Source organism: Stenotrophomonas sp. 2YAF26, from assembly GCF_052114625.1.
Lineage (GTDB): Bacteria > Pseudomonadota > Gammaproteobacteria > Xanthomonadales > Xanthomonadaceae > Stenotrophomonas > Stenotrophomonas indicatrix.
Genome location: NZ_JBFRFC010000027.1, coordinates 24,051 through 50,246, shown reverse-complemented (window position 1 = coordinate 50,246; position 26,196 = coordinate 24,051). Strand labels below are relative to the sequence as shown.

Genomic DNA, 26,196 nt, shown 5'->3' with positions numbered 1-26,196 from the left:
CCCCCCCCCCCCCCCCCCCGACCCAACAAACAGACCCCGACGCATCAAGCGGCCAATCCACGAGGGGCTGTGCCGTTCGCTGGAAACCCTAGGCGACCGCCTCGACCACCAGCGCACTGCCCTGCACCGCCACCACCCGCACCAGCGTGCCGGCCGGCAGCTCCGGCCCACTCACCTGCCACGACGCGTCGTCGATGCTGACCCTGCCCTGCCCGCCAACGATGGCCTGCTGCAAGGGCACCACCCGCCCGACCAGTTGTTCAGCGCGGCGGTTCAGCAGCGGCGCGTCACTCTGCCGCGCGCGCGGCTTGCCCCAGTGCCGGTAGCACTGGATCGACAGCACGCTCAGCACCACGAAAGCGACCACCTGCCACAGCACCGGGATATCGGCGAACACCGCTACCAGCGCGAACACCGCCGCCGCACCGATGCCGATCCACAGCATGAACGCGCCGGGCGCCAGCGCTTCGGCGGCGAACAGCAGCAAGGCCAACGCACCCCAGGCAACGACTTCCCAGCGCATGTCAGCCTCCGATCGGTGGCGGCCGCCTTGCCGGCGGCCGGGTTTCCTGGTTGGACAGGGCCTGCTTGGCCAGCTCGGCCACGCCGGCGATCGAACCAATCACTCCGCTGGCCTCCATCGGCATCAGCACCAGCTTCTGGTTCGGCGACGTGGCCAGTTCCTTGAACGCTTCCACATACTTCTGGGCGATGAAGTAGTTGATGGCCTGGACGTCGCCGTCGGCGATCGCCGCCGACACCACCTGGGTCGCCTTGGCTTCGGCTTCGGCCAGGCGCTCGCGCGCTTCGGCGTCGCGGAATGCGGCCTCGCGCCGCCCCTCCGCCTCCAGCACCGTAGCCTGCTTCTCGCCTTCGGCACGCAGGATCTCAGACTGCCGCGAACCTTCCGCCTCGAGGATCTGCGCGCGCTTCTCGCGCTCGGCCTTCATCTGCCGTGCCATCGCATCGAGCAGGTCGCGCGGCGGCTGGATGTCGCGGATCTCGATGCGGTTGACCTTCACGCCCCACGGGTTGGTCGCATGATCGACCACGCTGAGCAGCTTGGCGTTGATCACCTCGCGCTGGCTGAGCGATTCATCCAGGTCCATCGAGCCGATCACGGTACGGATGTTGGTCTGCACCAGGGCGATCATCGCCACTTCCAGCACCGATACCTCGTAGGCGGCCTTGGCCGCGTCCAGTACCTGGAAGAACACCACGCCATCGACGCGCACGGCGGCGTTGTCCTTGGTGATCACTTCCTGGCCGGGCACGTCCAGCACCTGCTCCATCATGTTCACCTTGCGCCCCACCCCGTAGACGATCGGGATCAGGAAATGCAGGCCGGGCGACATGGTGTGGGTGTAACGGCCGAACCGCTCGACGGTCCATTCATAGCCCTGTGGCACCATCCGCACTGCCTTGAACAGGATGACCACGGCCACGAAGGCCAGCACCGCGCTGAAGAACATGGTCGGGAACATCGCGCTTTCCTTATGGGAGACGTCCGGAGCCCAGCATAGCGCGTGGATGCAGGCGATGCGGGTACCGCACGTTCCAGCCGAAAGCAGCCGAGCATGGCCCGGCACCGCAGGATGAACCCGGTCAGATCCGGGTCGTGGCCAGGAAGCGCTCGCGGTCCTGCTGGGTCTGCCGGCGGATCTCGGCCAGCGCCTGGCTTTCGGTCGCCTCCAGCATCGCCTCGAACAGGCGCTGGAAGTGATGGCGCATCGCATTGCGTGCAGCGACGGGATCGCGCGCGCGCAGCCCCTCGAAGATCGCCATGTGCTCGTCGGCGCGGCTGGCACCATCGTCATGGCACACCCGTGCGTAGACCTCGGCCACCCGCGGCAGCTCGCTGCGCATGCGCCAGATCTGCTGCACGAAATACTCGACCACCGGGTTGCCCGACAGGCGGGCGATGGCCAGGTGGAAGCGACGGTCGTAGTCGCCGGCCTCTTCATCGGTAAGGTCACGCCGGCACAGCGCTTCAGCCAGCACCTGCAGCTCGGCGATGCCGGCCTCATCGATATTGCTTGCCGCCAGCGCTGCGGCTTCCGCCTCGAATACGGCACGCGCCGCGGTCAGGTCGAAGGCGCTGATATCGGGCAGCCCGCCGGCAGCCTGGGCCGGGCGCGGCTTCACATAGACGCCCGAACCGATACGGATCGCGATCCAGCCCTGCGCTTCCAGGGCGATTTCCGCCTCACGGATGGTGACCCGGCTGACGCCGAAGCGTTCGGCAAGTTCACGTTCGCCCGGCAGGCGCGAACCCGACGGATATTCGCCATCCTCGATCAGCTTGCGGAGCTTGGCGGCGATGGTCTGGTAGAGACGGTTGGCGGACATGCGGCTGACCCTTGGCGGTTCCCTCCGGGCCCGTCCCCGGCCACCGGGCACGGTGCGGGTCCGGTTGGAGCGACGGCGCGACCATTGGCCGCGCCGCCCTGTTCAGAACTTGTATCGTACACCGAAATACGCGCGCCGCCCGTAGCTCACCACCTCGCGGAAATTCCCGTAAAGCGGCTGGTACGCCACGCGTGGCTCGTCGGTCAGGTTCATCAGTTCCAGCGACAGCGACAGCTGCTTGTTCACCCGGTAACGCAGGCGCAGGTCGACGCTGGTGTTGTCATCGTAGTAGCGGTTCTGCTGCGCCGTGTTGCCGGTGAAGTCCTGGTAATAGTGCGAACGGAACTTGCCGATGGCCTGGATGTTGAAGCGGCCCACATCCCAGTAGAGGGAACCGGACAGCACATGCCGCGAGAAGCCGCTCAGGCCGGCCGGCGGAACGATGGCCGGAATGATCGATCCATCGGCGGCCAACTGCTCGCCCAACCGCGAATCCTGCGTCTGGTAGTCGGCGTCGGCATAGTTGTAGCTGACCTTGAAGCCGAGGCCATCGAACGGCTTGGGCAGGTACGAGAACCGGTGGGTGGCACTGAGCTCGATACCGGTCAGGGTGCTGTCTTCATCGGTGGTCACCTGCTGGCGCACCGGCACGGTCACCGTCTGTCCGTTGAGGGTGTAGGTCTCCGGCACCAGCGCGGTGGCGGTGCCACCGTTGAACTGCTTCCAGTACACCGCACCGGCCAGCAGCGTATCCGGGTTCGCATACCACTCAAGCGAGACATCGCCGTTCCAGGACATCAGCGGCTGTGCAGCCGGATTGCCGCTGGCACTGATGTCGTCCAGCGCGTCGGCCAGGCCGGTATAGGTGGCATCGCTGCTGACATTGATGGTTCGCCCGGCACCGAGTGCGGCGATGTCCGGGCGTGACATCGCCCGGTACGCGCCCACCCGCAGCAACAGGTCCGGCTTCAGCTCGAACGCGGCATTCAGGCTTGGCAGCAGCTTGTCGTTGCCCGCCTTGAACACCTGGGTGGTGAAATCACCAGTGGGTTGCAGGCGGATCGTGCCGTCGCCGTTGTCGATGACCGCCAGGTCGGTGCGCACGCCTTCCGAACGCACGTCGGTCTTGACCCAGCGCAGGCCGACATTGCCGGTGACCGGCAGGCCGAACAGCGTGCTGCTGAATTCACCCATCAGGTACAGCGCGCGGGTTTTCTCGGTCACATCGACGTTGTTCGGGTCCTGGAAGTCCGGGTCCAGGCCACTGTCGCTGGTGCCGCGGAAGGACGCGTAGAGGCAGCTGGGATCGAAGTACGCCCACGAGGAGATCGTATTGCCGCTGGCCGCATCCATGAAGTCGTCCTGCGGGAACGGTGCACGGCAGGCACGGTTGGCGGCAATGATCTTCGCCTTGTCGGCCGCTACGCGCTGGTCGTAGTCGGTCACCAGGGTGTTGTCGCGCAGGCGGTAGTCGGCCTGGCTGGCGCGCACGCCGCCCTTGATGCGGGTGAAGAAACCGGACTCGGGCATGAAGCTGGCATCGAAGCGGCCGGCCTTGATCTTGTGGTCGTTCTCGGTCGCGCTGGAGGTCACCCGCGCCGCGCCGGTGTAGGCGTCCCAGTTGTTCGGGTCGAAGTTCGGCGCCAGCGCGACGCTCGGCACCTCGCCATGCCAGTCCCAGTCGTAGTCGACATAGCCGGTGGCGCCGCTGCTGATACCCGGCACGATGGCGTTGTTGACGTCGCGCTGGTTGGCGCGCAGCCGGGTCATGCGCTCGCTGTCCAGGCGGTTGGTATGCGAATAGGAAAGATCGGTGGACAGCTCCCAGGCCGGGCTCGGACGCAGGATCAGGTTCAGGCCACCACCGGTGTACTCCTCGCCGCGCCAATAGCGGTTGGAGGTTGAATCGATGGAGGTGCTGCCATGCAGGTGACGGACGATGCCGTCCTCGTCCACGTCACGCTGGGTGATGCCGCGACGTGCGTTGGAAAGGCTCAGGTCACTGCGGTCCTCGTCCCAGTTGCGCTCGGTATGTTCGAAATCGAGGTTGACCTCGACCACGTCGTTGGGCCGCCACTGGATCGCCGCGAATTCGCTCTGGCGATCATTGCGCTCCTGCTTCAGGCGATAGATGCGGCTGCTTGGCACCAGATAGTACGGCGCGCCGTTGGCGATGGCCTGGGCGCTGACCTCATTGCAGTTGGCATTGGCCACGTTCTGCCTGCCATCGCAGGCATACCAGGTGGAGCCGCTGGTGATGCTCTCCTCCGGATCGGTGCCCTCCAGCCGCTGGATGCCCAGCGAGATGCCGAGCTTCTGGCCGTTGCCGAATTCGAACTGGTCGATGTAGCTGGCGGTACCGCGATAGCCGATGCCATCGTCGTCGCGGTACTTCTTGTCATACTCGGCCCAGCTGCCACGCAGATCGATCTGCGCCGAGCGCTTGCCGTACTCCAGCGGCTTGACCGTCTCCAGCCCGATGGTGCCAGCGACACCGCCTTCGATGATGTCGGCACGCTGGGTCTTGTAGATCGCCACCGTATTGATCAGCTCGGCCGGGAACATGTTGAAGTTCACCGAGCGGTCGCCGCTGCCGTTGGTGATCTCGCGGCCGTTGAAATTGGTGCTGCTGAGGAAGGCGCCGAGACCGCGGATCGAGATTTCCGATGCGCCGGTCTTGTCGCGGGTCGAGGCGGCACCGGTCAGCGTTTCGATCGCATCGGCCAGTGATGGCGCGGGCAGGTCGCCGATGTCGTCGGCCGACAACACATCGGCGATCACCGTGTCGTCGCGCTTCTTGTTGATCGAGCTCTGCATCGATTCGCGGATGCCGGTGACCTGGACCTGGTCCAAGGTGGTGGCGTCCTGCCCTGAACCGCTACCGGCAGACTGCGCCTGCACGGCCGGTGAAGCCGCCAGCGCAGCGAGCAGTGCCACGATCAGCGGTGTGGGTGACAACGGTGTACGACGTACAACTCCGGCTGGTTGCCGCATGGTTTTCCTCCTCCCAAAGGATCGCCCGGACAGTAGGCGTGGGACGCAGCTTCGACACGCCGACACAGAAATGTCAACCAACTGGACTGGATTTTTCGTAATACCTTTGATTCAGACCTGTTGCCCGGCATTTCATGTGCTGATGCAGCATGACTTTGCGCGCAACGTGGCTTACAACACACCTACCAAGTGGTATGCACACCCACTCCGAAACCGCGGCATCGCCGTCCCTGGAAGGACTTCATGCGCATTCAACCGACTTCGCACCGCCTTTCGAAACCCACCCTTGGATATTGCCTGGCAATTGGACTGGCAACATGCCTGACCAGTTTGCCGGTGCATGCTGCAAGCTGGCTGGTCCATGATGCCGCCGAGTTCGCCACCGCCGCTGCCGCGCTGCAACCCGGCGATGAAATCGTGCTGGCCGATGGCACCTGGATCGATGCGCGCCTGCTGCTGAAGGGCCAGGGCACCGCCGCCGCACCGATCGTGCTGCGCGCGCAGACGCCGGGCAAGGTGATCCTCAGCGGGGGGTCGGACCTGCGCCTGGCCGGCAGCTACCTGCAGGTCTCCAACCTGGTATTCCGCAACGGCTACACCCCGGGCGACGCGGTGGTGGCGTTCCGCGAGTCAAGCAAGGCAGTGGCCAGCCACAGCCGTGTCACCGGCCTGGTCATCGATGACTACAGCAACCCCGATGGCAGCGACCAGGACTACTGGGTGTCGCTGTACGGCAGCAACAACCGCCTCGACCACAGCCAGCTGCGCGGCAAGACCAACGCCGGCCCGACGGTGGTGGTGGTGCGCGATGCCACCCAGGGCCTGGACAACCAGCACCGCATCGACCACAACTGGTTCGGCCCGCGGCCGGCGCTGGGCGTCAATGGCGGAGAGACGATCCGCGTCGGCACCAGCGACACCTCGCTGAGCGATTCCAACAGCACGGTGGAGAACAACTGGTTCGAGGGCTGCGATGGCGAGACCGAGATCGTCTCCAACAAGTCCGGCGGCAATACCTTCCGCGGCAACGTGTTCTATCGTTCGGCCGGCGCGCTGACCCTGCGCCATGGCAAGGGCAACCGGGTGGTCGACAACCTCTTCCTCGGCGACGACAAGGCCGGCACCGGCGGCGTGCGCATCATCAATGCCGACCAGACCGTCAGCAACAACTACTTCGAACGGCTGGCCGGCTCCAGCAACCGCTCGGCACTGGCGGTGATGGATGCACAGGCCAATCCGCCGTTGTCCGGCTACGCGCCGGTGGTCAACGCGACCATCAGCCGCAACACCTTCGTCGACGTGGCGAAGATCAGCTTCGGTGTGGGCCATGACGAAACCAAGGGCATCGTGGTCGCCGCCAGCAACAGCCACTTCAGCGGCAACCTGATCGTCAACCGCACCAGCAAAAATCCACCGAATGCGGCCAGTTCACTGGCGGGCATCGCCTTCAGCGGCAACGTGCAGTCGCCGCAGGCCAGCAGCGTATTCCCCGGCGGGGTGAACAGCGCCAGCATCACCCTGCAGCAGGCCGCAAGCGGCCTGTGGGTGCCGGCAACGCCCCTGCCCACCATCGGCGCCGACCCGGCGCTGGCAATGACCCCGCGCGAACAGACGGGGGTGGACTGGTATCCCAAGGTGGGCGAGGTTGCCCTGTCACGCACCAGCACCGGAGTTGATCGATGAGGTTGCAGCCGCTGTCCCTTTGTTCCCACCGTCTGGCGCTCGCCCTCGCCCTGGCCGCTCCCTTCGCCCTGTTGCCGACGGCATCGCTGCATGCGGCACCTGCCACAGCCGCGCGACAAGGCGATACCGCGCCGGTACTGGTGACCGCCGCGCAGTGGCAGCAGATGGCCAGCGAAGGCAGCCGCTATCCGTGGTTCGCCAAGGAACAGGCGCGTACGGAAAAATCGCTGCAGAAGATGATGAAGGCCGGCATCGACGTGCCGGTGCCGAAGGACAAGGGCGGCGGCCGCACCCATGAGCAGCACAAGCGCAACTACCAGGCACTGCTGGCCGCCGGCACCCTGTATCGGCTGACCGGCGACAAGGCCTATGTCGCCTATTCGCGCGACATGCTGCTGGAGTACGCCAAGCTCTACCCGACCCTCGGCCCGCATCCGGAGGGACGCGGACAGATTCCCGGCCGGGTGTTCTGGCAGGTGCTCAACGATTCGGTCTGGCTGGTCAACGCCATCCAGGGCTACGACGCGATCCGCGATGCCCTGTCGCCGCAGGATCGGCAGATCATCGAGTCGCAGGTGTTCCGGCCGATGGCCGAGTTCCTGGCCAGCGAGCCGAAGAACTACGACCAGATCCACAACCACGCGACCTGGGCGGTGGCCGCCACCGGCATGACCGGCTACGTGCTGCGTGATCGGGAGCTGGTGGAGAAATCGCTGCGCGGCAGCCGCAAGGATGACCAGTTCGGCTTCCTGCGGCAGATCGACCTGCTGTTCTCGCCCGATGGGTATTACGAGGAAGGCCCCTACTACCAGCGCTATGCGCTGGCGCCGTTCCTGTTGTTTGCCAACGCGATCGAACGCAACGAGCCGCAGCGGAAGATCTTCGCGCGCCGCGACGGCGTGCTGCTGAAGGCGGTGGACGTGCTGGTGCAGACCAGTTACGACGGCCTGTTCTTCCCGATCAACGATGCGATCCTGGACAAGGGCATCGATACCGAAGAGCTGGTGGCTGGCATCGGCATCGCCTATGCGCAGGCCGGCGATGACCGTCTGCTGTCGGTCGCCCAGCAGCAGAAACGCCTGCTGCTGTCGCCGGAAGGGCTGCAGGTGGCGCAGGCGTTGGCAGCCAACAAAGCCAAACCGTTCGACTACCGGCCGATGCTGCTGCGCGACGGCCCGGACGGTGAACGCGGCGGTCTGGCGATCCTGCGCATGGGCGGCGAACGCGGCCAGGCGCTGGTGCAGAAGGACACCATGCAGGGCATGGGCCACGGCCACTTCGACAAGCTCAACTGGCTGTTCTACGACAATGGCAACGCCGTGGTGACCGACTACGGCGCGGCGCGCTTCCTCAACGTGGAAGCCAAGCGCGGTGGCATCTATCTTGCCGAGAACCGCAGCTGGGCCAAGCAGACCGTGGCCCACAACACGCTGGTGGTGAACGAGCAGAGCCACTTCAAGGGCGACTGGAAGCGCGGTGAGGAACTCGCCCCGCAGGTGCGCTTCTTCCAGGCCGACGCAGATACCCAGATCGCCTCGGCGACGATGCGCGATGCCTATCCGGGCGTGGTGTTCACCCGCACCCAGGCACTGCTGCGCCACCCCGAACTGGGCCTGCCGGTGGTGCTGGACCTGCTGCAGGTGCACGGCGACAAGGCTGCACGCTACGACCTGCCACTGCACTTCAACGGCCATATCGTCACCACCGGTTTCGAGGCGGAGCATTTCCCCACCCAGCGCCCGGTACTCGGCAGCGACAACGGCTACCAGCACCTGTGGCTGGACGCACGCAGCAAGGCCGGCAGTGAGCCGCGCACGCTGGCGTGGCTGCTCGACGGACGCTTCTACACCTACCGCTTCGGCAGCAGCGCGCCGGCGCAGGCGTTGCTGGTGGAGAGCGGTGCCAATGATCCCGAGTTCAACCTGCGCCGTGAACCGGCGCTGCTGCAGCGCGTGGAAGGACAGAAGGATGTGACCTTCTTCAGCGTGCTGGAGCCGCATGGCGAGTACAACGGCACCGCCGAGTACGTGCACGGTGCAGACAGCCGCATCAAGCAGATCATCCGCACCCGCGGCAATGATGCCGAGGTGCTCGAGCTGCGCCTGGCCAGCGGCGCCCGCATCGCACTCGGCGTGGCCGACGACAGCGACGCGAAGGGCGAACACAGCGTGACGGTGGATGGCCATGCCTACCGCTGGAGCGGCAGTCATGCGCGCATGGACCGCAGCAAGGGTGATGCACGATGAACGGCCCCTCGGCCGTGGCTACGTTGCGCAAGGTGCCGGTGCGCTCGGCCGTGCGCTGGCTGATCGTCGGCCTGATCGCGGTGGCCACGGTGATCAACTACATCGACCGCAATGCACTGGCGGTGATGTGGCCGGAGATCGCCAGGGAAGTCGGCGCGACCAAGGACGATTACGCACTGCTGGTCACCGTGTTCATGCTCTTCTATGCCGCCGGCCAGTTCCTGTTCGGGCGCCTGTTCGACATGATCGGGACGCGGCTGGGGTTCGCGTTGTCGATCAGTGTGTGGTCGATCTCGATCGCGCTGCATTCGGTCACCCACTCCATGCTCTCCTTCAGCGTGGTGCGGGCGATGCTGGGCATCAGCGAAGCCGGTGCCTGGCCCGGCGCGGTGAAAGCCAATGCCGAGTGGTTCCCCGCGCGTGAGCGTGCCCTCGCACAGGGCATCTTCAACGCGGGCGCGTCCATCGGTGCCATCGTTTCAGCGCCGGCCATCGCCGGCCTGTACCTGTGGCTGGGCTGGCGCGGCACCTTCGTGCTGGTCGGTGCACTTGGTTTCCTGTGGCTGCTGCCATGGCTGTTCGTCTATCGCGCCGGCCCGGACAAGCATCCGTGGGTGAGTGACGCCGAGCGGCGCCTGATCATGGAAGACCAGGCTGGCCAGCAACGCGTGGATGCACCGAAGGTCAGCGTGCGTTCGCTGCTGGCCCACCGGCAGAGCTGGGGCATGCTCGCCTGCCGTTTCCTGCTGGATCCGATCTGGTGGCTGTTCGTATCGTGGCTGCCGATCTATCTGGCCGAGACCTTCGGCTTCGACATCAAGCAGATCGGCCTGTTCGCCTGGGTGCCCTTCGTCGGCGCCATGCTCGGCAGCCTGAGCGGCGGCTGGCTGTCGGGGCGCCTGATCAATGCCGGCCAGAGCGTGGACCGTGCGCGCAAGCTGTCGATTTCGCTGGGCTGCGTGATCATGGCACCGGCCCTGCTGGGCGCGGTACTGGCCAACCAGCCGCTGTTTGCGGTGCTGGCGATTGCAGCAGTGCTGTTCGGTTTCCAGATCGCCATCGGCAACATCCAGACCTTGCCCGGCGATCTGTTCGATGGCCGCTCGGTGGGCACGCTGGCCGGTCTCGGCGGCCTGGCCGCCGTAGCCGGAACGTTGATCACCACCTGGCTGGTGCCGGTGCTGACCCGCCATTCCTATGCACCGATCTTCATCCTCGTCGCCGCACTGGTGCCGCTGTCGCTGGCCGCACTGTGGTGGTGGACCGGACCGATCCACAAGCTCGACCGCACCGACGGTTGAGCCCCCATTCCCTCGCATTCCCCCGCAAACCAAGGAGTTTCCCGCATGTCGTTCCAGGACAAGGTGGCCATCGTCACCGGTGGTGGCCGTGATATCGGCCGTGCCGTCTCGATCAAGCTGGCTGCGGCCGGCGCACGCGTCTGCCTCAACTACGCCAACGACGAAGCCAGCGCGCAGGAAACGCTGGCGCTGATCAAGGCGGCCGGTGGCCAGGCCATCGCCCACCGCGCCGACGTCACCGATCCCGCCGCCGTGGCCGGCCTGGTCGCGGCGACGCAGGCTGCATTCGGCCAGCGCATCGACGTGCTGGTGAACGTGGCCGGCGGCATGGTCGAGCGTCGTCCGCTGGCCGACATCGATCCGGCGTTCTTCCACAAGGTCATCGACCTCAACCTGACCTCCACCTACCTGACCACCCACGCCGTGGTACCGCACATGGGCGAAGGCGCGGCGATCGTGAACTTCGCCTCGCAGGCCGGTCGCGATGGCGGCGGCCCCGGCGCGGCGATCTACGCCACCGCCAAAGCGGGCGTGATGACCTTCACCCGGGCCATGGCCAAGGAGCTGGGGCCGAAGGGTATCCGCGTCAACGCACTGTGCTGCGGCATGATCGCCACCCGCTTCCATGACGAATTCACCAAACCGGAAGTGCGTACGGCGGTGGCCGGCGCGACGCCGCTGCGTCGCCAGGGCCTGCCGGACGAAGCCGCCGATGCGGCGGTGTACCTGGCGTCGGATGCAGCAGCGTTCGTCACCGGAGCCAATCTGGACGTCAACGGCGGCACCTACTTCTCCTGACCGGACCGAAGCCCATGCAGCGCTGGATCACACTGCTTTCCCTGGCCATCGGCAGCGCCGTGGCCGCCCCTGTGGCGCTGGCCGCACCGGTCTGGGTCACCGCCTGGACCGCTTCGCCCGCGCCTGACCGCAAGGATGGCAGCGCTGACGCGCCCGTGCAGTTCGCCGCGCAGACCGTGCGCCAGGACATTCGCCTGGGTAGCAAGGGCGATGCGCTGCGACTGCGCATCAGCAACGAACTGGGCACCACGCCGCTGCATGTGGAAGACGTACGGGTGCGCCTGAAGGATGGCAAGGCGGCAGCGCTGCCGGTCACCGTCGATGGACGCACCTCCATCGACGTACCGGTGGGCGCAGCGCTGCTCAGTGATGCACTGCCCTTGCGGGTTGCCGCCCTGCAGGAGATCAGCGTGACCGCGTACTTCCCGCAGCCCACCCGCCCCGCGGTGCGCCGTACGGTGGTGCGGGTGGCCGACGGAAAGCAGGACGCGGTGGCCGACAGCGTGCGCGTGGGCTACCAGCAGAACGTGTTCTCTGCGGTACTGGTGCAGCGCGCGGACCGGCCGCAGGTGATCGTGGCCCTGGGTGATTCCATCACCGAGGGCGCGACGGCTTCGCGTGGCTCGTTCAACCAATGGCCCGAGCGCTTGGGCCAGCGCCTGCAGCAGGCCTGCCCGGACCGCTTCGTGGTGCTCAACCAGGGCATCAGCGGCAACAAGCTGCTGGACCACGGCCGCAGCCACAGCGCGCTGTCGCGGCTGGATCGCGACGTGATCGCAGTGGCCGACGCCGACCAGGTGATCCTGTTCGAAGGCATCAATGACATCCGCCACGGTGGCGGCGCACAGCCGCTGCCGGGACGCAGCGCGGCAGACATGCTGCTGGGCTACCGTCAGGTGGCCGCGCGGTTGCATGCGCATGGCATCCGCGCTCATCTCGGCACATTGACGCCCTTCGGCGATTCGGAGCGCTACGAGCCGGTATCGGCCGCCACCCGCACCGCGATCAACCAGTGGGCGCGTGGCCAGGACACCGGATTCGATGGCGTGGTGGATTTCGATGCGGCGCTGCGTGATCCGAAACAGCCGGAATCATTGCCGGCGGACATCACCCGCGATCATCTGCACCCGAACGACGAGGGCTACCGGCGCATGGCCGACGCGATCAACCTGGCGGCGCTGGGCTGCAACGCGCGTTGAGTCGTACGGCGCCGGCCGGCGCGCACGGCGAGATCACCACTTCACCCTGCCACGCAGGATGTCGGCGAACATCACCCAGTCACCGATGAACGAATACAGTGGATGACGAAATGTTGCAGGGCGGTTCTTCTCGAAGAAGAAGTGACCGACCCAGGCAAAGCCGTAGCCGCAGGCCAATGCCGCCAACAGCAGCAGCGGCTGCCCTCGCAGCACGGCGATGGCGACCAGCAGCAGTACGCCGCAGCTGCCGATGAAGTGCAGCCGACGCGAGACCGTGTTGCGGTGCTCGCTGAGATAGAACGGGTAGAACTCGCGGAAGCTGGCGAAGCGGGACATGCGCGTGCTCCGTTCGTTGAAGGTGCCGAGCCATGCCCGGCTGTTGTTGCCACAACAACGGTCGAGCATTGCTCGACTCTACACCTGCCCGGCTTACCCCGGTTGCCGCGGCCCGAACATGATCACCGCCATGCCGGCCAGGCAAAGCGCAGCCCCCAGCATGTCCCAGCGGCTGGGACGGATGCCGTCGACCAGCCACAGCCAGAACAGCGCCGTGCCGATGTACACGCCACCGTAGGCTGCGTACACGCGTCCGCTGGCGGTCGGGTGCAGGGTCAGCAGCCAGGCGAACAACGCCAGGCTGGCCGCCGCCGGCAACAGCAGCCAGATACTGCCACCCTTGCGCAGCCACAGCCACGGCAGGTAGCAGCCGATGATCTCGGCCAGCGCGGTCAGCAGGAACAGACCGAGCGTTTTCACGCTTTTTCGGTGGCCTTGGCGTGCTGCCAGAGCGCTTCCTGCGCATCCAGATCGAGTGCGGCCAGCGAATCGCCTTGTGCCTCGGCCTGCGCCTCCATCGAACGGAAGCGACGTTCGAACTTGTGGTTGGCCCCACGCAGCGCGGCACCCAGATCGATGTCCGCATGGCGCGCCAGGTTGGCGCACACGAACAGCAGGTCACCCAGTTCCTCCTGCAGGCGCGCCTTGTTGCCCACGATGTCACCGCGTTCGAACTCTTCGCGCAGTTCCTGCAGTTCCTCGGCCGCCTTGTCCAGTACCGGCAGCGGACCGGGCCAATCGAAACCCACCTTGGCCGCGCGCGACTGCAGCTTCACCGCCCGCTGCCATTCCGGCAGGCCACGGGAGATCCCGGCCAGCGCCGAGGTGTCCTGATCGCCCTTTGCCGCGCGCTCAGCACGCTTGATCGCGTCCCAGTTACGCATCACGCCGTCGGCATCGTCGACGCTGACATCGGCAAACACATGCGGGTGCCGCCGCTGCATCTTGTCGCTGATCGCGCGCGCGACCTCGGCGAAGGCAAACGCACCCTGTTCTTCAGCCATGCGCGCATGGAACACGACCTGCAGCAGCAGGTCACCCAGTTCATCGCAGAGGTCGTCGAGGTCGCCCCGATCGATCGCGTCGGCCACTTCATAGGCTTCTTCGATCGTATAGGGGGCGATGGTCGCGAAGTTCTGCTCCAGATCCCAGGGACAGCCCCCCTGCGGGTCACGCAGGCGCGCCATGATGGCCAGCAGGCGCTCCAGCTCCGCGCTGGCGTTGCCGGTGGCAGGGGTATCGTGCGTGCTCATGCGTTTCTCCTGGATCAATCGGACAACCAGTCCCGCCACGGCAGGCTGGTATCGCCCAGCGCCATGAAATCGCCGTTCAACAGCGTCGGCCGGCGGTTGTAGCGGAACGGCTTGCCGGTCCGGACCGAGAGCACCGCGCCACCGGCCGCGTGCAGCACGCACTGGCCAGCAGCGGTATCCCATTCGGAGGTCGGGCCCAGCCGCGGATAGACATCCAGTCCGCCTTCGGCGATCCGGCAGAATTTCAGCGAAGAGCCCTGGACCACGGTCTCGATGTCGCCCATACGGGCCAGCAGGGCATTGGTCTCTGCTGAACGATGCGAGCGGCTGGCGGCGACGCGAAGGGGCGCAGTCGCGGGTGTACGGGTACGCAGCACGGTGTCATGTACACCCTGCCGACGATACGCCAGCTCGCCCCGCATCGCGTGCCAGACAATGCCGGTGACCGGAGACTGGACCACGCCGAAGGCCGGGGCGCCCTGGTAGATCAGCGCGATGTTGACGCTGAACTCGCCATTGCGCTTGACGAAATCGCGGGTGCCATCAAGCGGGTCGACCAGCCAGTACGCGCCCCAGTGCTGACGCTGCTCCCAGGGCACCAGCGGCGACTCTTCCGACAGGATCGGCAGGTCCGGGGTCAGCTGGCGCAGCCCCTGCTGGATCACCCGGTCGGCAGCCAGGTCAGCAGCGGTGACCGGGCTGTCGTCGTCCTTGAGTGTCACGTCGAAACCGTTGCTGTAGACCTGCATGATCGCCTGCCCGGCTTCCTGGGCAATGGCGATCGCGGTCTCGCGCAGTTCCGTGGTCAGCTTGATCATCGTGCTCCCTGCAGCCACTGGCGGGCGATGAACAGTGCCGCCAGCGAACGCCCTTCGGAAAAGTCCTCGCGCAGCATCAGCTGGTCCAGATCGGCCAGCTTCCATGGCACCACTTCCAGTTCCTCCGGCTCGTCGCCGGCCAGTTTCTCCGGGTACAGGTCGCGCGCGACCACCAGCCAGGACTGATGGCTCATGTAGGTCGGCGCCAGGGTCATCGCGCGCAGCACGTCGACCTGCCGAGCGCCGTAGCCGGCCTCTTCCTTCAACTCACGGTCGGCGGCCTGCTCCGGCGTTTCGCCGGCATCGATCCGGCCCTTGACCAGGCCAAGCTCGTAACGGTGCATGCCGGCCGCGTATTCACGCACCAGCAGCACGGTTTCTTCATCCAGCATCGGCACCACCACCACCGCGCCATGGCCGCGGCTGACCAGGCGCTCGAAGCGGCGGCGTTCACCATTTGAGAACTCCAGGTCCAGGTGCTGGCGCTGGAAGGGCCCGTTCTCCTCGTCGGTGATCCGATGGATGATCGGCAGAGGACGCCTGGCGCGGTCATCGTTCATGCGGAATCTCCGTGGCAGCCGGCGCATGCGCCGAGGCCGATAGAATGTGCAGGCAGCAACATGTTCATGAGCCCGAAATGCTAGCAGACCCAACCCCCTCTCCGCTGGTCCAGCACTGGCGGCAACGCGACCTCAAGGTCCTGTGGCACCCGTGCACGCAGATGCGAGAGCATCCGGACACGTTGCCGCTGGTGCCGATCGCCCGCGGCGAAGGCGCCTGGCTGATCGATCACGACGGCAACCGCTACCTGGATGCGGTCAGCAGCTGGTGGACCAACCTGTTCGGCCATGCCGAGCCGCGCATCGGCGGTGCCATCGCCGCCCAGGCTGGACAGCTGGAACAGGTGATGCTGGCCGGGTTCGGCCACGAGCCCGCGATCACCCTGGCTGAGCGCCTGCTGGCCCTCGCGCCGCGCCAGCCCGGCCGCGCGCCACTGGCCAAGGTGTTCTACGCCGACAACGGTTCGGCCGGCGTCGAAGTGGCGCTGAAGATGGCCTTCCAGTATTTCCAGAACCGCGGTGAGACCCGGCGCACGCGCTTCGTCTCGCTGGAAAACGGCTACCACGGCGAGACGCTGGGCGCCCTCGCACTGGCCGACATTCCGCTGTACCGCCGGGTCTATGCGCCGCTGCTGGCCGAGGGCCTGTTTGCGCCCTCGCCCGACGCCTACCTGGCCGAGCCCGGGCAGAGTGCGGCCGACCGCGCACGCCAGGCCGCCGATGGCCTGGCCACGCTGTTCGACCAGCATCCGGGCGAGATCTGCGCGGTGATCCTGGAGCCACGGCTGCAGTGTGCCGGTGGCATGCGCATGCACGATCCGGCCTATCTGCAGCGCGTACGTGAACTGTGCGATGCCCATGGTGCGTTCCTGATCGCCGATGAGATCGCCACCGGCTTCGGCCGCACCGGCACGATGTTCGCCTGCGAGCAGGCCGGGGTGATGCCGGACCTGCTGTGCCTGTCCAAGGGCCTGACCGGTGGCTTCCTGCCCTTGGCTGCGGTGCTGGCCACGCAGGCGCTGTACGACGCCTTCCTTGATGATTCGCGCGAACGTGCCTTCCTGCATTCGCACAGCTACACCGGCAACCCGCTGGCCTGCGCGGCGGCGCTGGCCACGCTGGACATCTTCGGCGAGGACGATGTGATCGCGCGCAACCGCGGCATCGCCTCGGTGATGGGCACCTTGGCCGCACCGTTCGCCGACCATCCGCACGTGGCCGATGTGCGCCAGGCCGGGATGGTGGTGGCCTTCGAACTGACCCGCAACGGCGACAAGCGCACGCCCTTCGATCCGGCGCTGCGGCTGGGGCTGCACGCCTACAAGGTGGCGCTGAAGCGCGGCGTAGTGCTGCGCCCGCTGGGCAACGTGCTGTACTGGATGCCACCGTACTGCGTGGACGACGAACAACTGGAGCTGCTGGCGCATACCACGCTGGCGGCCATCGACGAGGCGATTGCATGCGCGTGACCCGCTGCCCCATCGACCTGGCGCTGCACAGCGGCCAGACCGTGACCCTGCCGGAAGAGACGGCCAACCACTTGGTACGGGTGATGCGCCTGCGCGAGGGTGACACCTGCGTGCTGTTCAACGGCGATGGCCATGACTACACCGCGACGCTGACCATGGCCGGCAAACGCGAGGTACAGGTACGCATCGACGCGGTGCAGCCGATCGCCAACGAATCGCCGCTGACCATCACCCTGCTGCAGGGCATTGCACGCGGCGAAAAGATGGACCTGATCCTGCAGAAAGCCACCGAACTGGGGGTGAGCGCCATCGTGCCGGTGAATGCCGAGCGCACCGAAGTTAAGCTGGATGCAGCACGCGCGGAAAAACGCGTGGCGCACTGGAACAACGTCGTACAGTCGGCCTGCGGGCAGTCCGGTCGTGCGCGCATTCCGCAGGTAGGACCGCCGCAGTCGCTGGCACAGGCCAGCGCGGCGCTGCCAGACCATACGTTGCGGTTGACCCTGGACCCGCTGGGAGCGCACCGGTTGTCGACACTGCAGACGGCACCGGCCGGCGGCGTGGTGATCGCCATCGGGCCGGAAGGCGGCTGGTCACCGCGGCAACCTCTTGATCCCATGGCTGCCGGCCAGCGGCCGGCACTACCGTTCGGTATTCATGCCGTCACGGCTGCGCGATCTGGGGTAGGGCCTCACTCTGCAACCTCTTGATCCCGTGGCTGCCGGCCAGCGGCCGGCACTACCGATCGGCAGGATTCAGGGCGTCAGCGAATCCAGCGCAGCTTCCAGCGCGTCGAGATTCGGCAACAGCGCGCTCTGTTCACCCAGCAGCACGCGCATGTGCACGATGTCGGGCAGGGTTTCTTCGGACGCGTCGGCCAGCAGGCCGTCGCGCGGAACCGAAATCAGCTGCGGGAAACTCTGCGTCAACAGTGCGTAGTAAGGGCGCTGTGCATTGCCGTTGAGGGTCTTGAGCACCACCACCTTGTTGTGGCCGGCCACCGTCTCTTCGCCCAAGCCGGAGAGCCGTGCGAACGACACCAGGGGCACCTGCCAGCCGTGCCAACCGATCTCACCCACCAGCCAGCGCGGCGCGTCGGCGACCGCCTGCACCGGCACCCGTGACATCATCTCGGCCACGGTTGCATTGGGCAGCAGGACCCGTTCGGCACCGGCCGAGATCAGGACGCCGCGGATCTCATCATTGCTGGCGTAACTCATGCGGCATCTCCGTCGTCATCCAGGCCCCAACGCGCGGCGATCACCTGCGCCAGTTCCTGCGGTTCACCGGCCACCATGCCGGCAGCGACCACGGCCGTCGCCGCAGCCGGGTCGTAGCAGCCTTCGCCCACCTGCCCGGCTACCCAGGCGCCGGCGGCGGCGAGGTCCAACGCCGGGCCCACATGGGCCAGGTCAGCACCGCTGAGCAGCACCAGCGCGCTGTGCTCGGCCGACAACGCGGCAATCGAGATGCCCTGCGCTTCGCTCTGGAAATACAGGCCATCGGCAGCAGCGTGCACGCCGATGTCATCGGCCAGCACGTGCACTTCGCCAGCGGTGGCGCGCTGGCCGGCTTCGGCCAGCTGCACCGGCAGCGGCGATACGCGCGCCATCTGCTTGACCAGGTTGCCGTAGCGGCCGCCGTCCAGGCGCATGTGCACCAGCACCGGCACGGCCAGCCCGCTGGGCAGTGCAGCGAGCAGGCGACGCAACGCATCGGGACCGCCGATACCGGCCAGTACCAGCAGTGCGCCGGAGCGACTGCCTGCAGGCGCGGTAGCGTCCAGGTCGACCAGTGAAAGATGTCCGGTATCGAATGCAGGTTCCGCCGATTCGGTCGAGGTGGCAGCCGATGCAACTGCCGGCGCGTCGCTGGCCTCGTCAACCAGCGACCAGGCCGTGTGGTCGTTGAATACCGACGGCGCAGCTGCCGGTACCGGCGGCGGTTCCGGTGCTGCTTGCACGGGCGCTGCCCTTTCCGGCAGCACCGGCTGCAGCGCAGCCAGCGCCTGCTCCAGCGCAATCGGCTCGTGCAGATGTGTCGGCGGCGAATAGAGGCCATCAGCCGGCACGTCGTCGGCCCACGAACGGGCCTGTTCCAGGTGCGGTTGCAGCGCGGTTTCCTTCGGCACCGGCGGCGTCGACGGCAGGCCCGGCTCCAGCTGCAGTGCCGGTTCGTCCTCGGCGCCGGGCGGCAGCACCTGCTGGTGGCCGTGCAGCTTGGCGGCAAGGTGACGGCCCCAGCGCTGCGCTTCCCAACCATCGCGACGCGCGGCCAGTTCAGCCTCATCGAACACCAGGGTCAAGCCGGGCGCCGACAGCGCCGGTTCCAGGCGCTCCAGCGCGTCTTCAATGGCCGCTTCCAGCGCGATCACCACGAACTGCGGGCGCGCATCATGCAGCGCCTGCGGTTCCAGCGTCATGGGATCGTCTTCCAGCACGATCTGCACGTCGGCATGGGCCAACGCCTCGCGCAGGCGCTCACGCGCCGCACCCGGGCGGGCCAGCAGGGCTACGGCCGGAACCGGATCGAGGTCACTCACGGACACGGGCAATCCCCAGCAAGTCGTACACGTTGCGCATCAGGTCCAGCTCCTGGTACGGCTTGCCCAGGTAGCGCTGCACACCGATTTCGAAGGCGCGCTGGCGGTGCTTGTCGCCGCTGCGCGAGGTGATCATCACGATCGGCACGTCCTTGTAGCGCGGGTCGGCACGCATCGCGGTGGCCAGCTCGTAACCGTCCATCCGCGGCATTTCGATGTCCAGCAGCATCAGGTCCGGCACGCGCTCTTCCAGCTGTTCCAGGGCTTCGACGCCATCGCGGGCGACGCTCACCTCGAAGTTGTGACGCTCCAGGATGCGGCCGGTGACCTTGCGCATGGTCAGCGAATCGTCCACCACCATCACCAACGGCACCTGCCGTTCCTGGCGGGGTGCGTTGACCAGCACCGGCGCGGTCGGGTTGGCCAGGAAACGACGCACCAGCGGGGCCACGTCCAGGATCACCACCACGCGGCCATCGCCGGTGATGGTGGCGCCGTAGATGCCCGGCACCGAGGCGATCTGCAGGCCCACCGGCTTGACCACGACTTCGCGGTTGCCCAGCACCTGATCGATCGCAACGGCGGCGCGCAGGTCGCCGGCGCGGACCAGCAGCAGCGGTACCTGGGCCTGGCCGTCAGCGCGTGCCGGGGCCTGGCCGACCAGACTGCCAAGGTCGTACAGCGGATAGTCTTCGCCACCGTACCGGTAGCTGCTGTCGGCTGCTTCGAAGCGCTCGTGCGACAGCCGGCCAATACCACTGACCGAGGCGACCGGCACCGCGAAGGTGGTTTCGCCGATCTGCACGAACACCGCCTGGGTGACCGCCAGCGTCTGCGGCAGGCGCAGGGTGAAACGCACGCCCTGGCCACGCACCGACTGGATGTCGACCGAGCCGCCGAGCTGGCGCACTTCGTTGCCGACCACGTCCATGCCGACGCCACGCCCCGCCAGCTGGCTGACCTGGTCGGCGGTGGAGAAGCCCGAGGCGAAGATCAGGTTGTCCAGTTCCTGCTCGCTCGGCTGCGCATCGGCAGGCAGCAGGCCGCGCTCGATGGCACGACGTCGGATCGCCTCACGATCCAGGCCAGCGCCATCGTCGGCCACGTCCAGCACGATTTCCGAGCCTTCGCGGTGCAGGCGGATGGCGATTTCACCTTCTTCCGGCTTGCCGGCGGCACGACGCTGCTCCGGTGCTTCCAGACCATGGGCCACCGAGTTGCGCAGCATGTGCTCCAGCGGCGCGACCATGCGATCAAGCACGTTGCGGTCGAGTTCGCCGTGGGTACCTTCCAGGGTCAGGTGGACCTGCTTGCCGGTGTCCATGCCGGCCTGGCGGACCACGCGGCGCAAGCGCGGCACCAGGCCGTCGAACGGCACCATGCGCGCGCGCATCAGGCCATCCTGCAGTTCCGAACTGACACGCGACTGCTGCTGCAGGAGCGAATCGTACTGGCGCGACAGATCATCCAGCACACCCTGCAGGCCACCCAGATCGGCGGCCGACTCGTTCAGCGCGCGGCTGAGCTGCTGCAGGGTGGAGAAACGGTCCAGTTCCAGCGGATCGAACTTCTGGTCGGCCTGATCCTGCTCGCGCTGGTAGCGGGCAACGATCTGCGCCTCGGTTTCCAGGTCCAGGCGACGCAACTGGTCGCGCAGACGCGCGTTGGTGCGCTCCAGCTCGCCCATCGCGCCGCGGAAGGCGCCGAGCTGCTGTTCCAGACGCGAACGGTAGATCGCCACTTCACCGGCGTGGTTGACCAGGCGGTCGAGCAGGTCGGCGCGCACGCGCACCTGTTCCTGCTGCGGACGGGCCAGCGGGTCTTCCTCGCTGGAACCTTCCACCGGCAACGGTGCCGACAACGGGGCGTCGACCACGGCCACGGCCGGAGTCGCCTGCGGGGTCTGCTCTGCCACGGCGGCGGCGGCAGCAGCAGCGCCGGCAGCGGCGATGTCGGTTGTGGTGCGTGCTTCAAAGGCATCGAGCAGATCCTGTGCCGGCTCGACAACGCGGTGTTCGCCAGTGCGGGTCAGCAGCTGGTGCAGACGATCGAAACCGCGTTCCAGCAACTGCACGTCACGACGTTCGATCTCGGTGCGCCCGCCAGCGACGGCCTCCAGTAGCGATTCGATGCTGTGGCCGAGATCGCCGATGGGGTTGATGCCCGCCATGCGCGCGCCGCCCTTGAGCGTATGCAGATCGCGCTGCAGGCCGGCCAGGGCTTCGCGATCCTGCGGCGCTTCGCGCAGTTCGCTGATCAGCCCATCGCAATGATCCAGCAGGTCCTTGCCTTCCTCGACGAAGATGTCGACCAGCTCGCGGTCATAGATGCTGAAGTCGAGCAGGTCGGCGCTGTCTTCGGATTCGGGGTCGGTCTCAGCACCGAGCAGAACCGCATCCGCCGGCACCACCGCATCGGCGCTGTCGACAGCAACAGGTTCGGCGTTGATTGCCGCTGCCTCCGCCGCGATCGGCACCACGATCATGCCGCTGTCCGCCGCGGCATCCTGGCCCGGAGCATCTTCCAGTTCGAAGAAACGCGAGGGCGAAATGGCGTCCTGCGCCGTCTCCACGGGCTCGACGTCTTCCACCGTCGCCGGGGACGGCTGGTCGGTGCTCTCTCCTTCACCGACCGCCGCCTCCCCGCCGACGTCCGCATCCTCGGCAAAGGCTTCCGCCTCGCCAGGCGCGAGTTCGCTGGCCTGCAGGCCGAGCACGGGCCATTGCCCGTCTTCGTCCTGGCCCTGCTCCTCGTCGATCACGTGCAGGCCGGCCTCGAGCGCGGCTTCCAGCGTGACCGGGTCTGCGAAGCCCGGCACAGCCATTTCATCCTGCAGGCTGGACAGCTCGCTGTCGAGCGGCACTGCAGCAGCGTCATCATCCACCGCCGTTTCAGATGTAAACGGCAGCGACGTATTCAGGTCGTTTGCGACATCCAGATCGCGGTCGTCAACCGGCAGTGCGCTGGCATCCAGATACGGCGACAGATCATCCACCGCAGTCAGCGCGGCGTCTTCCAATGCGGTGTCTTCCGATGTCGCCACCGCCTGTCCGGCTTCAATCTCCTCGGCAACGATCGTGGAAGCAGCCACTTCCAACGTCGACTCCGGCGCCGGGGCGTCCGGCATCGAAGGCCACCCTGCATCGAAGTAGCGCGATAGATCATCGCTGCCCGTCAATTCAGCGGACTCCAGGCCCGCATCGCTCAACGCGTCCTCGCTGAACTGCAGCGCCTCCAGCACCTCGGCATCGGTGACATCGGCGCCATCGGTGTCACGTCCGGCTTCCGGCTCGATCTCAAGCCCATGGGGCGACTCGACCACGTCGGCATCGGCGACCARCGAAAGCAGCTGATCGTCTTCGTCTTCATCGAGTTCCAGCCCGGCCATCGGCCAGCGTGCTTCCGGCAGTTCACCGGCCAGCGCCTGCAGGCGCTGCGCCAGTTCAGCCTGCGGCGCAATCCGCGGCTGTTCGGCCTGCAGCGCGTCCATGGTCGCGTTGATCGCCTGTGCGGTCTCGTCCAGTGCCGCCACGGCGTCATCACCGGGCACCACCTCGGCGGCCAGGGCGCGCTTGATGTACGACTCGGCGCCGCCCGTAACGGCGGTGATTTCCGGCACTTCGGTCATCGCGAAGGCGCCATTCATGGTGTGCACCGCACGCAGCAACGCGTCGCTGACCGGCTGTGGCGCCTGCTGCGCCGAGCGCAACCAGCCCTGCAGGGTGGCCTGGTGCAGTTCCACCTCGGCCTCCAGGATTTCGCGCAGCACGCTGTCGATGTTGGCCGGAGTACCTGCCACTTCGACAGCGCTCTCTGCCGGCACATCGACAAGCGGCTCAGTGCTGCCCAGCGGTTCGACCGCATCGGCCGGCGCCACGGCCATCGGCGCAGTGGCGCCCGGCAACGCAACGTAGAACGTCTCTTCGCCTGCAGCCACGCGATCGGCGATGGCCTGCATCGCCTGCAGGTCGACGCTGACCCGCTGGCCATCGCGCAGTGCCGCGTTCAACTGCGGCAGTGCCGCATATGCGTGATCGACCATCGCCAGCACCGCCGGCGTGGGGGCACGGCTGCCGTCGAGCACGCGATTGAGCATGCCCTCGATCTTCCACGCGAACTCACCCAGGGTACGTGCGCCAACCAGGCGGCCACTGCCCTTCAGTGTGTGGAAAATGCGCCGGATCGGCCGCAGCCGGTCCATGTTGTCCGGTTGCATGCGCCATGCCAGCAGCAGCGTGCCGAGATTGCCCAGTTCGTCGTCAAATTCCTCCAGGAACACCTCGCGGATGTCCTGGTCGATGTTTTCGGCATCGTCGTCGAAACCCGCATCGAACCCGCCCTCGGCCACGGTCGGCGGCACGGTTTCACTCGCCACGACGGTGGCCGGCATGGCCTGGGGATTGAAGCCGGCGGCGGCAGCATTCAGCTCTGCGAAGAACTGCGCATCGGCTTCGCTGAAGTCGATCGGCGCGATGGTATCCACATCGACCAGGGCCACGGTCGGCACAGCCGCCGATGCCGGCAGGTCTTCGGACGCGCGCAGATCAGCGGTCGGCGCGACGTAAGCGTCAGCATCGGTCCCAGCGCTGGCGTCGGTCAGCTCTGCGATGGCCAGGCCATCGTCGGCTTGGGACACCGCAACTGCGTCAATGAGCTCCACCGCCGCAGGCGACTCCTGTTCATCGTCCAGCGACAGGGTCTCCATTGCCTCCAGCGACAACACGTCATCGGCGTTGTGCAACAGGCTGCTGTCGAAACGGAACACCACGTCGTCGCTCAGCGACGTCTGGCCGTCCTGCTCGGCGGCAACCGGATCGAATGCCGGTGAAACGACTGCATCCAGCGGCGCGGCAAACGTCGACTCATCCAACGACGTCGCCAGCAGGGCGTCATCGTTGCCGTCTACGGCGGCTAGCTGGGTGTCGCCCTCATCCAGCACCGGCGCTTCGGACAACATCCAGGCAGCAGCGTCGGACTGTTCGGCTGACACAGGGTCGAAACTGACCGGATCGAAGCTGTCGAACGTCGGCGCACGCTCGTCGCGGCGTTCGGCAGCACTCCCTGCCGGCGCGTCGAATCCACCCAGTTCCCACTGCGGCACTTCCGGCGCGGGGGCGCTGGAGGCAGCGAACAACAGGGGCGGCGGGGTGCCGTGCGGTTCGGCCGACAACGCTGGCGTACCCAGCGATCCGAACATCAGGCCGTTGTCGGCGGGCGTAGCCTCCGGCAGCGGGTCGAAGGTGAAATCGGGCAGCGGCGCCGGCACGTCACCCGGTGCCGGCGCGGAGGCCTGCACGTCGATATCCAGCGGTTCGATCTGCAGTGGCGCGGCCGGCACGGCCACGGCCTCACGCACGACCGGCTGCACGGCTTCGGCAGTGACCACGTCACGCTCGGGCAGCGGCCAGTAGCGCAGGGCCTCCAGGCTGCTGCGGGTGATGTCGAGGATGTCCTCGCGACCCGGACGGCGGTCACGCAGGGCCTCCAGGTAGTACTCCAGGCTGGCCATGGCGTCGGCCAGGGTGTCCAGCTGGCGTCCACTGGGCACGCGCTGGCGGCCGATCAGCTCGGCTTCGATGTACTGCTGAACGCCGCGCAGGTAGTCGGCAGCGGTGCCCAGGTCGAGCATGCGCAATGCGCCGGAGACATCCCCGAGCAGGCGCGGCACGTCCTGCAGTTCGGCATGGTTCCAGCTGGTTTCAATGAAAGCGACGAAATGCTCGCGGGCGGCGGCGAAATTGGCGATCGCCTCGTGCGCCAGCACCTCCACCGTGCGCCGGTTCTCCACCGCGCTCGGATCATCCTGGCCACTGCCACTGGCACCCAGGTGTGCAACCTGGTCGTCCAGCGATGCATCGACATAGAGCAGCGCACCGGCGATATCCAGCAGCATGTCTTCGTCGATCTGCTGGCGGCCTTCGACGACTCCGCGCAGCGCGTCACGCTGCTGCACGACCACGCCCCGCGCGGCCCCCAGGCCGAGCATGCCCAGCGTATCGGCCACCGAGCCCAGCTTGGTCACCTGCTCCTGCAGCTGTTGCGGCGCGCCGTCGGTACGCAGGTGCAGGTCCAGCGCGTCCTTGACCTGCAGCAGTTCTTCCTTGACCGCGTTGCCAACGGTGTCCAGCAGCTCGCGGTTGCGGCCGCTGAGGCTGCCGCGTGCATGGTCCAGTTCCGCTTCGGTGGCGGTCACCGAATCGGGCGCGAACGCGAACAGCACGCTGTCGTTGATCAGCGCTTCGCCACGGGCGGCGCGGATCTCGTTGAGCAGGGGCTGCAGCACGATCGGAATGTCACGGTGTCCGTTCTGCAGGCGCTCCAGGTAATCCGGCAGCAGCACGCTGCCGCGCATCAGGGTGGCGCAGGCCTCATCACGCTCGGCGACCTCGCCCTTGCCGACAGCAATGGCGAGCTGTTCCAGCTCTTCGGCCACCATCGCCGGTGCATACAGTTCAACCATGCGCAGCGTGCCCTGCACCTGGTGCAGGTAGCCGGCGCAGATGCGCATGCGGCTGCTGTCGCCCGGGTCTTCGGCAAAGTACTCGACCTCGTTGCGCACCAGGCGCAGGGTCTCGTCCAGCTCGGGCTTGACCCAGCCCAAGGCTGCGTGGCTCATCGCATCGCGCAGGCTGCTCATGGATGCGCTCC

Annotated in this window: 18 protein-coding genes and 1 pseudogene; 7 read left to right on the top strand and 12 right to left on the bottom strand. The window is 66.9% G+C overall.

Translation table 11 applies throughout. The features are described 5' to 3' along the window. Positions 1-88 precede the first annotated feature (88 nt). From AB4Y98_RS20025 to AB4Y98_RS20010, 4 genes are all read right to left on the bottom strand, one after another. Positions 89-523: an NfeD family protein gene (locus AB4Y98_RS20025; RefSeq protein WP_105164521.1), complete on the bottom strand. Its 435-nt coding sequence runs from the start codon at positions 521-523 to the stop codon at positions 89-91. 1 nt (position 524) lies between these two features. Beyond that, complete coding sequence (locus tag AB4Y98_RS20020) at positions 525-1,484, bottom strand: SPFH domain-containing protein (protein WP_313113754.1); 960 nt, start codon at positions 1,482-1,484, stop codon at positions 525-527. A 121-nt stretch (positions 1,485-1,605) separates the two neighbouring features. Then, on the bottom strand, positions 1,606-2,349 hold the full coding sequence (locus AB4Y98_RS20015; protein WP_442245013.1) for a FadR/GntR family transcriptional regulator: 744 nt from the start codon (positions 2,347-2,349) through the stop codon (positions 1,606-1,608). A 102-nt stretch (positions 2,350-2,451) separates the two neighbouring features. After that, on the bottom strand, positions 2,452-5,343 hold the full coding sequence (locus AB4Y98_RS20010; protein WP_442245012.1) for a TonB-dependent receptor: 2,892 nt from the start codon (positions 5,341-5,343) through the stop codon (positions 2,452-2,454). A 336-nt stretch (positions 5,344-5,679) separates the two neighbouring features. On the opposite strand from AB4Y98_RS20010, the gene AB4Y98_RS20005 reads away from it, so the two are divergent. From AB4Y98_RS20005 to AB4Y98_RS19985, 5 genes are read left to right on the top strand one after another with little or no spacing between them, the layout of a single operon-like run. Beyond that, positions 5,680-7,026, top strand: a complete 1,347-nt coding sequence (locus tag AB4Y98_RS20005) for a polysaccharide lyase 6 family protein (RefSeq protein ID WP_442245011.1) — start codon at positions 5,680-5,682, stop codon at positions 7,024-7,026. Continuing rightward, a complete protein-coding gene (locus AB4Y98_RS20000; protein ID WP_442245010.1) occupies positions 7,023-9,272 on the top strand; it encodes an oligoalginate lyase in 2,250 nt (749 codons plus the stop codon). Before AB4Y98_RS20005 ends, AB4Y98_RS20000 begins: the two co-directional genes overlap by 4 nt. Next, positions 9,269-10,573, top strand: a complete 1,305-nt coding sequence (locus tag AB4Y98_RS19995; RefSeq protein WP_033831792.1) for an MFS transporter — start codon at positions 9,269-9,271, stop codon at positions 10,571-10,573. Before AB4Y98_RS20000 ends, AB4Y98_RS19995 begins: the two co-directional genes overlap by 4 nt. A gap of 45 nt (positions 10,574-10,618) precedes the next feature. Next, positions 10,619-11,371, top strand: coding sequence for an SDR family NAD(P)-dependent oxidoreductase (locus AB4Y98_RS19990; protein ID WP_089236518.1), 753 nt, complete (start codon positions 10,619-10,621; stop codon positions 11,369-11,371). A gap of 14 nt (positions 11,372-11,385) precedes the next feature. After that, a complete protein-coding gene (locus tag AB4Y98_RS19985) occupies positions 11,386-12,570 on the top strand; it encodes a GDSL-type esterase/lipase family protein (RefSeq protein WP_442245009.1) in 1,185 nt (394 codons plus the stop codon). Between the two features lie 33 nt (positions 12,571-12,603). Here AB4Y98_RS19985 and AB4Y98_RS19980 read toward each other — a convergent pair whose 3' ends face one another. The 5 genes from AB4Y98_RS19980 to nudE form a co-directional block, all read right to left on the bottom strand. Then, positions 12,604-12,906 (bottom strand): DUF962 domain-containing protein, encoded by a 303-nt coding sequence (locus AB4Y98_RS19980; protein ID WP_363732067.1) that lies wholly within the window; start codon positions 12,904-12,906, stop codon positions 12,604-12,606. A 93-nt stretch (positions 12,907-12,999) separates the two neighbouring features. Beyond that, a complete protein-coding gene (locus tag AB4Y98_RS19975; RefSeq protein ID WP_032974968.1) occupies positions 13,000-13,326 on the bottom strand; it encodes a YnfA family protein in 327 nt (108 codons plus the stop codon). Then, on the bottom strand, positions 13,323-14,159 hold the full coding sequence (gene mazG, locus AB4Y98_RS19970) for a nucleoside triphosphate pyrophosphohydrolase (protein ID WP_088100967.1): 837 nt from the start codon (positions 14,157-14,159) through the stop codon (positions 13,323-13,325). The genes AB4Y98_RS19975 and mazG overlap by 4 nt, the downstream gene beginning before the upstream one ends. A 14-nt stretch (positions 14,160-14,173) precedes the next feature. Further along, a complete protein-coding gene (cysQ, locus tag AB4Y98_RS19965; RefSeq protein WP_442245008.1) occupies positions 14,174-14,977 on the bottom strand; it encodes a 3'(2'),5'-bisphosphate nucleotidase CysQ in 804 nt (267 codons plus the stop codon). Then, positions 14,974-15,537: an ADP compounds hydrolase NudE gene (nudE, locus tag AB4Y98_RS19960; protein ID WP_312109837.1), complete on the bottom strand. Its 564-nt coding sequence runs from the start codon at positions 15,535-15,537 to the stop codon at positions 14,974-14,976. The genes cysQ and nudE overlap by 4 nt, the downstream gene beginning before the upstream one ends. A gap of 77 nt (positions 15,538-15,614) precedes the next feature. Here nudE and bioA point away from each other — a divergent pair, with 77 nt between their 5' ends. Together bioA and AB4Y98_RS19950 are read left to right on the top strand one after the other, a co-directional pair. Continuing rightward, positions 15,615-17,006: an adenosylmethionine--8-amino-7-oxononanoate transaminase gene (gene bioA, locus AB4Y98_RS19955; RefSeq protein ID WP_363732059.1), complete on the top strand. Its 1,392-nt coding sequence runs from the start codon at positions 15,615-15,617 to the stop codon at positions 17,004-17,006. Further along, positions 16,997-17,608: pseudogene (locus AB4Y98_RS19950) on the top strand (16S rRNA (uracil(1498)-N(3))-methyltransferase); the annotation flags it as partial. The gene bioA and the pseudogene AB4Y98_RS19950, both read left to right, overlap by 10 nt. 153 nt (positions 17,609-17,761) lie before the next feature. Here AB4Y98_RS19950 and AB4Y98_RS19945 read toward each other — a convergent pair. Genes AB4Y98_RS19945 through AB4Y98_RS19935 form a run of 3 tightly spaced genes read right to left on the bottom strand, consistent with a single transcriptional unit; the run spans position 17,762 to position 26,185 of the window. After that, positions 17,762-18,226, bottom strand: a complete 465-nt coding sequence (locus tag AB4Y98_RS19945) for a chemotaxis protein CheW (protein WP_312109829.1) — start codon at positions 18,224-18,226, stop codon at positions 17,762-17,764. Further along, positions 18,223-19,554, bottom strand: a complete 1,332-nt coding sequence (locus AB4Y98_RS19940; protein ID WP_394198481.1) for a chemotaxis protein CheB — start codon at positions 19,552-19,554, stop codon at positions 18,223-18,225. Before AB4Y98_RS19940 ends, AB4Y98_RS19945 begins: the two co-directional genes overlap by 4 nt. Further along, positions 19,541-26,185 (bottom strand): Hpt domain-containing protein, encoded by a 6,645-nt coding sequence (locus tag AB4Y98_RS19935; protein ID WP_442245007.1) that lies wholly within the window; start codon positions 26,183-26,185, stop codon positions 19,541-19,543. The genes AB4Y98_RS19940 and AB4Y98_RS19935 overlap by 14 nt, the downstream gene beginning before the upstream one ends. Between the last annotated feature and the right edge of the window lie 11 nt (positions 26,186-26,196).